We start from the raw sequence: 11,318 nt of genomic DNA on the forward strand, positions 1-11,318 counted from the left end.
TTTGTTTTGATTAAAATTTAATCACTAACTAATGTAATGTCCAAATTAACATGGCCAAGCAACGATCGAAATCTGATTTACCGACAAAAATGTGCCCGGTGTGCGATCGACCTTTTACTTGGCGCAAAAAATGGGCCGACTGCTGGGATGAGGTCAAATACTGCTCCGAACGTTGTCGTCGCCGCCGTTTGGCGGCTCAAGATTAAGAATGTAGGGCAAGTTGCTCGATCAAAGCTAAGATTGCAAAGGAAAAATTTTAGGTTATTAGGTTATAAATTATGGCATCGCAACAAGTGCAACCAAAGCTAGTTATTCACGGCGGTGCGGGCAGTTCTCTACATAGTAAAGGCGGAATTGAGGCGGTGCGGAAATCGCTTTACGATGTTTTGGAGGAAGTTTATCCGCTGCTGAAAGACGGTGCAAGTGCCGTAGATGCAGTGGTGCGGGGCTGCCAATTGTTGGAAGATGACCCGCGATTCAATGCCGGTACTGGTTCTGTAGTGCAGTCGGACGGTCAAATTCGGATGAGTGCTTCGCTAATGGACGGTTTGATGCAGCGTTTCAGCGGGGCGATTAATGTTTCTCGCGTTCAACATCCGATCGAACTTGCTCAATTTTTGCAGCATTCGGACGATCGAGTTCTCTCTGATTTTGGTTCGGCGGAATTGCTGCGAGAACTTCAATTGCCGATTTACGATCCGATGACGGATTTGCGTTTGCACGAGTGGATGCAGGAACGCCAAGGCAATTTTAGCAAAGCAATGGCTGACGTGGTTGCCGAACCGGCCGGTATGGGTACGATCGGAGTCGTAGCTTTGGATGTGCATGGACGCTTGGCTGCTGCGACTTCGACTGGTGGCAAGGGTTTTGAGCGGATTGGGCGGGTTAGTGACTCGGCGATGCCGGCGGGAAATTACGCAGCCCAAAGTGCGGCGGTAAGCTGTACGGGGATTGGCGAGCACATTATGGACGAGTGTTTGGCCGCGCGAATTGTGATTCGGGTAACGGATGGTTTGAGTTTGAAAGCTGCTTTTGAGCGTTCTTTTACTGAAGCTGACGAACGTCAACGGGATTTTGGCGCAATTGGAATTGATGCTAGCGGGGCGATCGCTTTCGGCAAAACTAGCGAGGTTATTTTGGGTGCTTTTCACAATGGTATGCAAATGGGCGATACTTTGGAAATGAGCAAGGGAACGCTGATTTTTATTGCTTAAAAGGGCGATCGAAATTGTCAGTATGTGGTTCAGATACCCGACTTTTTGAACAAGTCGGGTATCTCGATCGGCATTAGTTTGATATCAAATCCGACAGTCATCAGTCATCAGTCATCAGTCATCAGTCATCAGTCATCAGCCATCAGTCAACAGTCAACAGTCATCACTCAACAGTCAACAGTCATCACTCAACAGTCAACAGTCAACAAGCACGGACGGTGCAACCGGAATCGATATTCTTAAATCCGCAGTTGCCAAAGTTTAACAGTACCATTCTCTCCGCCGCTGACGATAGTTTCGCCCAAAAGCCCGATCGCCACCGCAGACACAGGGCTAGAATGTCCATCTAAAGTGTGCAGTAATTCGCCGCGAAGATTCCAAAGTCTAACAGTGCCGTCAAAACACCCCACTGCAAAGTATTTCCCATCAGGGCTAATTGCGGCGGCGGAAGTGATGCGAATTCCTGTTTGCAGCGAATGCAATAATTCGCCTGTTTGCAAATTCCACAGTTTGATAGTTTGGCCGCCATGACTGACAAGAATTTGGCTATCGGAAGAAATCGCTACATAATTTTCGCTACCAAATGTTCGCCTCACTTCGCCTCCCGGCAATTCCCACAAAGTGACTGTGGCGCGACAGAAACCGCTGGCTGCATTGAGGCCGCTGGCTACTAGCATTTTGCCGTTGGGACTCAGGGCGATCGCACTTATGTCATCCCCTTGGTAGCCTTCCAAAATTTGCAGCAGTTGGCCGCTGTTGAGGTGCTGAAGCTTGATTGTGCCGCAGGTGGTGCCGATCGCCAAAATTTGCCAGTCGGGGCTGACAGCGACGGATTCGTGGCGGTGTACGTCTGCCAAACGCTTCAGGAGTTGGCCGTTTTGCAGGTTCCAGAGTTTGACTGTACCCGCGCGCGATCGTGTCAGCAGCGTTTTGCTGGCGGGACTGAAAGCAACTAGCAACACGGCTGTTGAATGTCCGAAAATCGTCTGCCGCAGTTCCCCGCTGTGCAAACTCCAAATTTTCACTGTACTGTCCTCTGAACCCGTTGCGAGTAATTGTCCGTCGGGACTGATAGCTGCAGACAAAATCCTGTCTGAATGGTGGAGAGTAGCTTTTAAAAAGGCGCCGGTTGAGGTTTTTGGCTGCGTTTTATACCCGGCTATTTCCAGCCAGTCGATCGCATCTCTCCAATTTTTGAGGTCATTTCGCGGCCGATTTGTCAATACTTCTATGTATCGGTACAAAGTTTTTGACAAATCAACTTCTACACCTTTGATTTGTTTGTTGAGAAAAACCGCAATTTCGGCTGGGCTGTAGCCGCACAACAAGCCACAGAGATGCCGCTTTTCTACGGGTGTCAGCCCTCTTCTGGTGTGGGGGGCGAATTCTTGTTTGGCATTTGCCAAGTCGGTATAAAGCTTTTGGATGTCCCAGCCTTTGCTTGCGCGTGCAAATGGTTCTTCGGGTCGATCGAGGGTAAAGGGTATCATTTGCGGCAGTCGCGATCGAGTTCCTAGTCAAAATCCTAACCTAAATCCTAACATTCGCTGTGCGCGATCGAACTGTTGTCACCGCTAATCTATTTTTAACACAGCAAACAGGGGAAATAGTGTCAGGTTAAAAATGTGCCGGAATCCTTACCTTTACAGTGTGCTAAATAATTCTACATTAATGGGAGAAAGAGAAAATGCCTGGTATTGCGATCGCCTTATTTTTCATTTTAGGTTTAGTTTTAAGTCTTGTTGGCTATTTTTGGGGGTTAGTTCAAGCTTTTGGAGAGGAAACTATTTGGGGAGTGCTTTACTTGCTTGTCCCTTTTGCATCCTTAGTTTTTTATATCAAAAATTGGAGTAATGAAAAAATCAGAAAAACCTTTTTAATTCAATGTGCTGGATTGCTAATGTTTGTATTGGGAGGCATTACTACTTCAGTATTTTATGGCAAAAACTTTGTAAAAATCTCTGACTCTGGATCTAATTTAGAGCAGGGATATAACGAGCAATTTCCCTCTGCTTTTCCTTCGGATTTCAACACTTCTCCATCACCCTATCAAGAGTTATCTCCGGCTTTCGAGTCATTTCCTGCAGCCGAGCCAGCTCCTGCTCCTGCAGCACCTGTTGCTGACCCTAATTCTACTCATGTTGCTGCTCAAAATTCTGACTTCAAACAATCTATGAAACTCGGCTATATCTACTACGGACAGGGAGACTATCAAACCGCTTTAATCAATTTTAACAGAGCTTTACAGCTACGTCCGGGCGATGCTTATGCTGTCAAGGCTGTTGACAACACCAAAAGTGCGATCGTCCAAAGCAGTGTCAAATAATAATCCGTGCCTTAAAAATTGCAGACAGCGGATATATAAGTAATTAACCTCGTTTTTAAACTCAATAACTAAACTCATGAAAATTCTCAAACAAACACCAACTAAACTAACAATTAAAACTGCCAGCGCCTGGGATGGTTTGCTATTAATTTCTCCATTCATCGTCATTGGACTATTGCAGATTATTTTAGCGTCAAATTGGATAGGTGGAGGCATATTTCTGTTGTTTTCTCTGTCTTTATTGGACGGGGCGATAGATGAAACATATATTTTTGATAAAACTTTTAGCAAAATGACCATTAAACGACGGGGTGTGTGGCTTCATAATGTTACCGAATGCTCAACTCGCGAGATTTCTGCGGTGGAATTAGAGGAAATAAGAGATAGCGAGGGAAATCGTAGCTATTATGTTCATTTGTGGATGTTCGGGGGCGATATCATCTGTTTAAGAAGCTATTCACTAACAGAACAGTACAAAATGGCTGACTTGATTCGCAGCTATATATCGATTAGCGATAATCGCACGCTTAGCAATGTATTTGCCGTGCAAGTCCGTGAATCGTAGCTATCATGTAGGGAATCGCCCAAGTTAATAACTAACGATAATTAAGTAGGCGCAAATAAAACTGATAATGTAACCAAATGTAAACCTGTACTCACCTGGGTGATTACTTCCCTACGGAGCACGAAGCTAACGTTTTATTCCACATAACATAATTAATATATTTTTAAGATTCATGTGTTTTAAATCATGGAAAGCTATCTTAAACTAAGCCGACGGTAAACTCGCGACATTTGTTGTCGGTCAGGAATTTTAGTGCTAACCTATTACTAAAATAAAAGGGTCATGGCAGAGGACGACTTCAAATAATATATAAGTTAACAATTCGGCTAATCGGGGTTAGTAAGGCGCTCTGCAACATCATTTTTGGAATTTAAGGGGGAGATAAATGAAAATAATCAAGCAAACAGCAAGTGAATTAATAATTCAGACTAAAAGCATATTTGATTTTTGGCTCCCTAGTTGTTTATTCATGGCAGTTGGACTGATATCGGTGACTTTCGACTATCATGCAGCAACCTTGAGTTGCCAGCGATTGCAGGCAAAACAAGGAAATTGCCAGTTGGTGCGATCGAATTTACTGGGGTCGAACATCAAAGAAATTGAGCTTGCTTCTTTGCGGGGAGCTAAAGTTGAAAGATGCGGCTATAAAACCAGAGTTGTACTTTTGACTTCTATTGGCAATGTTCCTTTCACTGCTAACTCCACTAATTGGGGAACCCAAGACGCTGTTGCTTCGGATATCAATTTTTATGTTAAAAATGCAAAAGATCGATTGCTGCGCTTAAGCCAAGAAGATCGCTGGTTGGGATGGACAGGAGGCATATTTTTGCTTACAGCAATCGCAGTGATCGTCTTGAGAAATAATGAAACCTACAGCTTCGATGGAACTTTAAACACCTTGACTGTTAAACAGCGGGGTTTGTTGGCACGTAAAGTAATGGAATACTCTCTGTGCGAGATTTATGGCGTGGAAGTCGATCGAACAAAAGATCGGGATAATGACACTTGGTACGAAATCAGATTGTTAGTTTGTGGAGGCTCTCGCATCTCCCTACCCCGCACGATGAACCCATACCAGCAAGCAAAAATCGCTAAAGCGATTAACAACTATCTGCACCAACAAAATAACCAAAAATAGCCGATCGCGATCCACCCGATTTCTCAAGGTTGGAAACTTACGCAGAAACCGGGTTTTTCACTGAAATCTCTTCTAGAGTGCGATCGCCCCAGTTATAAAAAGCCGGTTTCTTTGGTATCGAGTGCTAAACTCGCGGGTAGAAACTCATCATATAAAAAGAGAACAATCGTTCACTTTTTAGGTTCTTTCAACTTCCAACCTGGTTTGACAACTTGCCGGGAACGGGCAATTACTAAACAATCATTCGGCACATCTTCTGTCACCACAGAACCCGCCGCTACACTAACATCTTTCCCCACAGTTATCGGTGCAACCAGCACGCTGTTAGAACCCGTTTTACTCCGATCGCCTATTTGAGTTTTGTGCTTGTTTTTTCCGTCATAATTCGCCGTAATTGTCCCTGCACCGATGTTGACTTTTTCCCCCAAAGTCGCGTCGCCTAAATAAGACAAGTGAGCGACATTAGTTCGATCGCCTATTTGAGTATTTTTCAATTCTACAAAATTGCCGACGCGACAGTTCGACCCAATTTCTGCGTGTCCCCGCAAGTGTGCGTAAGGGCCAATTCGCGCATTTTCAGCAACCATACTGTCAGAAACCACCGAATAAAGCACAGTCACGTTTTCTGCAATTTGACTGTTTTCGATCAAACTGCCGGGGCCGATGCGACTCCCAGAGGCGATCGAAGTATTTCCCCGCAAGTGAGTTTGCGGTTCAATTACCACATCCGGCTGCAACTCTACGGTATCGTCGATCGTAATGCTGTTGGGATCTAGCAGCGTCACTCCCGCCGTCATCCACTTGTCCTTTACCCGCGTTTGTAAAATATCGCAAGCTGTAGCTAAATGTTTGCGATCGTTAATTCCCAATATTTCTTGATAATCTTCCACATCCACCGCCATCACCGGACTGAGGAAATTTACCGTATCAGTTAGGTAATATTCTTTTTGGTCATTGTCTGCCTTCAATTCTGGCAAAATTTTCTCTAAGTCCGGCCAGTGAAAACAGTAAACACCTGCATTAATTCGGTGATTTTGCTTTTGAGCTTGTGTGCAGTCGCGGTCTTCGACAATTTGCTGGACTAAGTTTTGACTGTCGGTAAATACTCGGCCGTACCCTTGAGGATTGGGCAAATTAGCTGTCAATAAAGTAGCAGAGTTTTGGTGCTGTTTGTGAATTACCATCAATTGTTTGAGAGTTTCTGCCCTCAGCAAAGGTACATCCCCATTTAATACCAGCAAGTCTCCTTGAAATCCCTCTAAGTGAGGCAGCAATTGTTGGATGGCATGACCTGTTCCCAATTGTTCAGTTTGTTCGACAAATTCTAGGGGAGGAGATTGAGGATTTTTCCCTGATAATTCTTGACCTCGAATCAGGGATTCTTTAACGAGTTCGCCTCGATAACCGACGATGACAAGTCGCCTGGTAATTTGAATTTCTTGACAACTTTGGAGGACTCGCTCAACTAGCGATCGACCGCCCAATTCGTGTAGAACTTTAGGCAAGTCAGATTTCATGCGCGTGCCGCGTCCAGCAGCTAAAATTGCTATTGCTACCATTGTGCGATCGAGTTATTTGCTATAAAAACTTGAATATTGACTAACTGATGATATCACTCGCTGTCCGCCGATGGCACTGCGATCGCACAATTTTTTAATCTCAAATCTCGCATCCGCGCGATCGAGGATTTTTCCAGGCGGATGCTGGTTGTAGGGGCGATGCTTGCGGTTCAACTTAACGCCGTTGCGGTATCTGGACTTGCTTGCGCGCCCGGTATCAATTACCAGGTTGAAGCAGCGGTATTTGGCGGCTCAGCGAGAAGATTTTTGGCTGTACTGCAAACCTGAGTTCGGTTCGTAGAAAGGACTGAAGTCTTTTCCCAAGGGATGCGAGGGGTAGCGAGAGTGATAATTTGCATCTTTGGGCTTGGATTTGCCACGATACATTATACTATTTGTTGAATTTCAGTTATTGTGTTTTCAACTCCAAAAAACTCTTTCTGACTTTTTCATTTTTTCTGCCTTTTACCTTTTATCTTCTGCGTTATCAGGTGTCCAGCTATGACAGAGCTTAATTTTCAGGAACTTGCCAAGCAGGGAAATCTCGCCACTGCGATCGCATCTTGGCTAAACAGCCAGTTGCAATCTGAAGGCATCACAGCCTCCGCGAATCTCGACGGCGATTGTTTGGATGTAATTCTTGAGGCCGAGCAAGTACCCATAGAAAATACATTAGTTGATTTGGTTCGCACCGAGCTGACAAATTTGCAGCCGGATTCGATTCGCAAAGTGAAGGTTGAAGGCCGAGAAAACGGTCAGATTGCTGCTGCTTGGAGTCAAGAGTTTAGTTTGGAGAACAGCAATTTTGAACCACAGAGCTTTGCAGGAGAAGCTGTACCAAATACTGCTGTTGTTAATATGGACGATCGCACAGAGATGGAGAACAATTTTGAGGAGGAAAAACCGTCGGAACTTGCTGCATTTGAGAACCGACTGCGATCGACTTTCATTGTAGTCGGGCTAGTAACGGGTATGTTGGCGATCGCGGTGGTGGCGTTTGTCGGTAAAATTTTGAACCAGCCAGCAGCAACTGCGGGGAATAATCCCGAGGAAACAGCAAATTTAGCAACTGCACCGGATACTATACCAGATACTTTTCGAGAAGCCGTTAACAGCGCACTCAAAGCAGCAGAATTGGGGCGATCGGCAAAAACCAAGGAAGATTGGAGTACAGTTATCGATCGTTGGCAAGAAGCCGTCTCATTAATGAGAAGAGTACCAGTCTCTAGCCCCAACCATCAACTAGCTCAATCAAAAGTAATCGAGTATCAGAAATATCTGCTTTACGCTCAAGAAGCAGCAGTAACTCCCCCTCTGCCAACTCCAACTCCCGCACCCGCCGAAAAATCACCTTCGGAAAAAGCAACTCCTAAAAAATCCAATTCTACCAAAGAAACTTCGGAAAAAGCAACTCCTAAAAAATCCAATTCGCCTAAAGAAACTTCGGAAAAAGCAACTCCTAAAAAACCTGCTTCCGAAAAAGCAGAACCAGAGAAAAAATCTCCTTCCCGATAGATGTTAAAATATAGACTTTAATAATTATGACTGACAACAACTTCATCGTTTCTCCTGAATGGTTAGCCACCAATACCGACAATCCGCAAGTTGTAATTATTGACTGTCGGTTTTCCCTTGCCGACCCTGAATTGGGACAAAAACAATATCAAGAAGGTCACATTCCCGGAGCTTTCTATTTGGATTTAAACCGGGATCTCGCGAGTTCAGTGGGTAAACACGGCGGTAGACATCCGCTGCCAAATATTGAAGAATTAGCTGATAAATTGAGCGCGATCGGCATTAATTCACCTGAAACTTTAGTCGTCGCCTATGACGATTCGCGACTGGCTTTTGCCTCTCGTTTATGGTGGCTGCTGCGATATATGGGACACAGCAAAGTCGCTTTGTTAGACGGGGGTTTCAGCCGCTGGAAAGCGGGGGGATATCCGGTAACAAATATTTTGCCAGAACCCCGCGAGGGTAAATTTGTTGCTCAATTGCAGCAGAATTTGGCGGTAGATATTGAGGCGGTAAAAGAGCGTAAAGACTTGCCGGGAGAGGTTTTGGTTGATTCGCGAGAAAGTGAGAGATATGAAGGTTTGCGGGAGCCGATAGACCCCATTGCAGGTCACATTCCGGGTGCGGTTAACTATCCTTGGCAAGGGGTGACGGATGAAACTGGAAAAGTGCGATCGGCATCCGAACAAAAACAGCGGTGGACGGAATTAGAAAAAGCGGAAGAAATCATCGTTTATTGCGGTTCCGGGGTGACGGCTTGCGTTAATTTACTGTCTTTAGAAATCGCTGGGATTCCCGATGCTAAACTTTATGTCGGTAGCTGGAGTGACTGGTGCTCTTATCAGTTGTAGGGTGCACTCCTCGATATGATTGTTGACTGTTGACTGTTGACTGTTGACTGTTGACTGTGATTTCTAGGGTGGGCACCGCGCGCCAAAGCGGGGAATCACTTCGGCGCACCTTACGGGGAATAAAAGGAAAATCAAATATAGCAACAGCCAAGACGGTTAGGACGTTGTTAATGGCTGAAACGATTGATTTTCTTCCTTCTTCCTTCTTCCTTCTTCCTTCTTCCTTCTTCCTTCTTCCTTCTTCCTTCTTCCTTCTTCCTTCTTCCTTCTGCTAGAATACCCTAAAAATCAAAATAAATATAAGGCAAACCGCCTTCGGGAGCCAACACCCAAACCGCATACAAACAAAGCGGCACTAACACCAATTTCATCGGCCAATTTAACTCCAATTTTAAACCCCGACTCAACGCATAATTCCCCAGCATCGCCACAGCCAAAGCAGCCAGCATCCAAGCTAAACTCACTCTATCTAAACCCAAAGCTTCTACATAAACTTTCTCAGCAAACTGCACGTCAGCAGTGTGTCCCCACAAATGCGAAATCGCCCATCCAGAATCCTTTAAATCGGGAAGGCGGAAAAATATCCAACTACCAAAAACCATCGCCTGAGTCAACAGCCAACCGATCGCAATCCCGATCGGATTTTCCCACAAAAACTCGATCCGCAACCGCTTAAACGCCACATCAGTCAGCCTGTGAACCGCCAAAGCTAAACCGTGTAAACCCCCCCACACAATAAATCCCCAAGCTGCCCCGTGCCAAATTCCCGCAATTAACATGACGATCGACAAATTCAGACAAGTGCGCCACAAACCGACTCGCGAACCGCCCAAAGGAAAATACAAATAATTGCGTAGCCAATCGCCTAAAGTCATGTGCCAGCGTCGCCAAAAATCAGCTATGCTGGCACTAAAATAAGGAAAATCAAAATTTGGTGGCAAATACCAACCCAGCAGCAAAGCAGTACCGCGCGCCATGTCAACATAGCCACTAAAATCGAGATAAAGTTGCAGCCCGTAAGCAAAAATCGCCAGCCACAAATCCTCGCTACCCGCCCGCTGCAAGTTGGTAAAGCTTAAATCGACATAAATTCCCAAGTTATCTGCGAAAAGACCTTTTTTTACTGCACCAAAGGCGATCGTCCAAAGTCCCTCCGAAATGCGATCGGGCGTCGGAAATTGCTGGGTTTTCAGTTGATAGATCAAGTTGTGATACCGAGTAATCGGGCCGGAAATCAGTTTGGGAAAAAACAACTTATAAGCAGCAAAATGCAGCAGCGAAGTAGCAGCAGGCGCGCCTCGGTACACGTCAATCAAATAAGCAATGCACTCAAAGCAAAAGAAACTCAATCCCAGGGGTGCGATGACGTGACTTTTCACCCAGTCAGCCCCGTCGATAGCTACAGGCCAATTTAACACAGTGCCGATCGAACTCAATAAAAAAGGCACATACTTAAAGCCCAGAAGCAGCAACACATTCAGCGAGATTCCTATCCACAGCAGCAACAAACGGCGGCGGTTCCAAGATTCATTAGCAATCCGCCAATCCAGAGGTTCCCCAATCGCCATCCCCAAGCAGTAATTAAACAAAGCAGCGACTAACAGCAGAGGAATGTACCAAATTTGCAGCGAAGCGTAAAAAATTAAACTACCCGCCAACATGATGAACAGCCGCCACCACCGCAGCGGAACCAACCAGTAAGCCGCGAACAAAACTAACAGAAACAGGGCATATTGAAGGGAGATGAAAGTCATACCATTTTAGATTTTAGATTTTAGATTTTAGATTTGGGAATTTGGAATGGCTTATTTTGTATGGTTTTGGATTACGCGCCTACTGTTGCATTATTTTTATTAATCGAGACTTTGCTAAGAACAAGATTTATCAGGGATTTTAGCCGATCGCCGACACGAAAATAGACCCTCGGTAAGTCCCTACTATATAGTCGGCAACTGAGAACTGATACATTTTACAGCACAAAGGTTAAATGCTGTTGCAAATTAAATAAATCTTGCCTGCTATAAATTAACTCTCTTACGAACAATATAAAATTCGGTGAAAAAAAATAATTATGTTCGCAGCATCGGACTTCAGTCCTCAAAAGCTATAATTCCTGATATCGTTTCCCTTCGCATCGGAATAATATTTTT

The 11,318-nt window shown here is 45.0% G+C and carries 12 protein-coding genes; 8 read left to right on the plus strand and 4 right to left on the minus strand.

Going from position 1 to position 11,318, the window contains the following annotated elements; all coding sequences use genetic code 11:
• Window positions 1–50 precede the first annotated feature (50 nt).
• The 3 genes from QUB37_RS10045 to QUB37_RS10055 all read left to right on the plus strand — a co-directional run bounded on the left by QUB37_RS10045 (window position 51) and on the right by QUB37_RS10055 (window position 1,457).
• Window positions 51–206, plus strand: a complete 156-nt coding sequence (locus QUB37_RS10045; RefSeq protein WP_006631540.1) for a DUF2256 domain-containing protein — start codon at window positions 51–53, stop codon at window positions 204–206.
• Between the two features lie 72 nt (window positions 207–278).
• Window positions 279–1,214, plus strand: a complete 936-nt coding sequence (locus tag QUB37_RS10050; protein WP_333161458.1) for an isoaspartyl peptidase/L-asparaginase — start codon at window positions 279–281, stop codon at window positions 1,212–1,214.
• Between the two features lie 24 nt (window positions 1,215–1,238).
• Window positions 1,239–1,457, plus strand: a complete 219-nt coding sequence (locus QUB37_RS10055; RefSeq protein WP_333161460.1) for a hypothetical protein — start codon at window positions 1,239–1,241, stop codon at window positions 1,455–1,457.
• On the opposite strand, the gene QUB37_RS10060 is transcribed toward QUB37_RS10055, so the two are convergent.
• On the minus strand, window positions 1,454–2,704 hold the full coding sequence (locus QUB37_RS10060; protein WP_333161462.1) for a WD40 repeat domain-containing protein: 1,251 nt from the start codon (window positions 2,702–2,704) through the stop codon (window positions 1,454–1,456). The two genes, QUB37_RS10055 and QUB37_RS10060, sit on opposite strands and share 4 nt — an antisense overlap.
• A gap of 197 nt (window positions 2,705–2,901) precedes the next feature.
• On the opposite strand from QUB37_RS10060, the gene QUB37_RS10065 reads away from it, so the two are divergent.
• The 3 genes from QUB37_RS10065 (at window position 2,902) to QUB37_RS10075 (ending at window position 5,243) form a co-directional block, all read left to right on the plus strand.
• Window positions 2,902–3,540, plus strand: coding sequence for a tetratricopeptide repeat protein (locus QUB37_RS10065; RefSeq protein WP_333161464.1), 639 nt, complete (start codon window positions 2,902–2,904; stop codon window positions 3,538–3,540).
• A gap of 76 nt (window positions 3,541–3,616) precedes the next feature.
• Window positions 3,617–4,105, plus strand: coding sequence for a hypothetical protein (locus QUB37_RS10070; protein ID WP_333161466.1), 489 nt, complete (start codon window positions 3,617–3,619; stop codon window positions 4,103–4,105).
• A 385-nt stretch (window positions 4,106–4,490) separates the two neighbouring features.
• Window positions 4,491–5,243 (plus strand): hypothetical protein, encoded by a 753-nt coding sequence (locus tag QUB37_RS10075; protein ID WP_333161468.1) that lies wholly within the window; start codon window positions 4,491–4,493, stop codon window positions 5,241–5,243.
• Between the two features lie 170 nt (window positions 5,244–5,413).
• On the opposite strand, the gene glmU is transcribed toward QUB37_RS10075, so the two are convergent.
• Window positions 5,414–6,802, minus strand: coding sequence for a bifunctional UDP-N-acetylglucosamine diphosphorylase/glucosamine-1-phosphate N-acetyltransferase GlmU (gene glmU / locus QUB37_RS10080; protein ID WP_333161470.1), 1,389 nt, complete (start codon window positions 6,800–6,802; stop codon window positions 5,414–5,416).
• A 12-nt stretch (window positions 6,803–6,814) separates the two neighbouring features.
• Window positions 6,815–6,976, minus strand: a complete 162-nt coding sequence (locus tag QUB37_RS10085; RefSeq protein ID WP_333161471.1) for a hypothetical protein — start codon at window positions 6,974–6,976, stop codon at window positions 6,815–6,817.
• Window positions 6,977–7,303: 327 nt separating this feature from the next.
• Between QUB37_RS10085 and QUB37_RS10090 the strand changes: the two genes are divergently transcribed.
• Window positions 7,304–8,317: a hypothetical protein gene (locus QUB37_RS10090; protein ID WP_333161473.1), complete on the plus strand. Its 1,014-nt coding sequence runs from the start codon at window positions 7,304–7,306 to the stop codon at window positions 8,315–8,317.
• A gap of 26 nt (window positions 8,318–8,343) precedes the next feature.
• The gene (locus tag QUB37_RS10095) at window positions 8,344–9,168 is read left to right on the plus strand and encodes a sulfurtransferase (protein WP_333161475.1); all 825 of its coding nucleotides are present in this window, start codon (window positions 8,344–8,346) and stop codon (window positions 9,166–9,168) included.
• Between the two features lie 281 nt (window positions 9,169–9,449).
• Here the strand turns inward: QUB37_RS10095 and QUB37_RS10100 are convergent, their stop codons facing one another.
• Complete coding sequence (locus QUB37_RS10100; protein ID WP_333161477.1) at window positions 9,450–10,922, minus strand: MBOAT family protein; 1,473 nt, start codon at window positions 10,920–10,922, stop codon at window positions 9,450–9,452.
• Window positions 10,923–11,318 lie beyond the last annotated feature (396 nt).

Source organism: Microcoleus sp. AT3-A2 (genome assembly GCF_036705685.1).
Taxonomy (GTDB): Bacteria; Cyanobacteriota; Cyanobacteriia; order Cyanobacteriales; family Microcoleaceae; genus Microcoleus.

Bases quoted from the DNA above. Each gene is read 5' to 3' on its own strand.
- QUB37_RS10045 (WP_006631540.1), top strand. From the start codon at position 51: ATGGCCAAGCAACGATCGAAATCTGATTTACCGACAAAAATGTGCCCG.
- QUB37_RS10050 (WP_333161458.1), top strand. From the start codon at position 279: ATGGCATCGCAACAAGTGCAACCAAAGCTAGTTATTCACGGCGGTGCG.
- QUB37_RS10060 (WP_333161462.1), bottom strand. From the start codon at position 2,704: ATGATACCCTTTACCCTCGATCGACCCGAAGAACCATTTGCACGCGCA.
- QUB37_RS10065 (WP_333161464.1), top strand. From the start codon at position 2,902: ATGCCTGGTATTGCGATCGCCTTATTTTTCATTTTAGGTTTAGTTTTA.
- QUB37_RS10070 (WP_333161466.1), top strand. From the start codon at position 3,617: ATGAAAATTCTCAAACAAACACCAACTAAACTAACAATTAAAACTGCC.
- QUB37_RS10075 (WP_333161468.1), top strand. From the start codon at position 4,491: ATGAAAATAATCAAGCAAACAGCAAGTGAATTAATAATTCAGACTAAA.
- glmU (WP_333161470.1), bottom strand. From the start codon at position 6,802: ATGGTAGCAATAGCAATTTTAGCTGCTGGACGCGGCACGCGCATGAAA.
- QUB37_RS10090 (WP_333161473.1), top strand. From the start codon at position 7,304: ATGACAGAGCTTAATTTTCAGGAACTTGCCAAGCAGGGAAATCTCGCC.
- QUB37_RS10095 (WP_333161475.1), top strand. From the start codon at position 8,344: ATGACTGACAACAACTTCATCGTTTCTCCTGAATGGTTAGCCACCAAT.
- QUB37_RS10100 (WP_333161477.1), bottom strand. From the start codon at position 10,922: ATGACTTTCATCTCCCTTCAATATGCCCTGTTTCTGTTAGTTTTGTTC.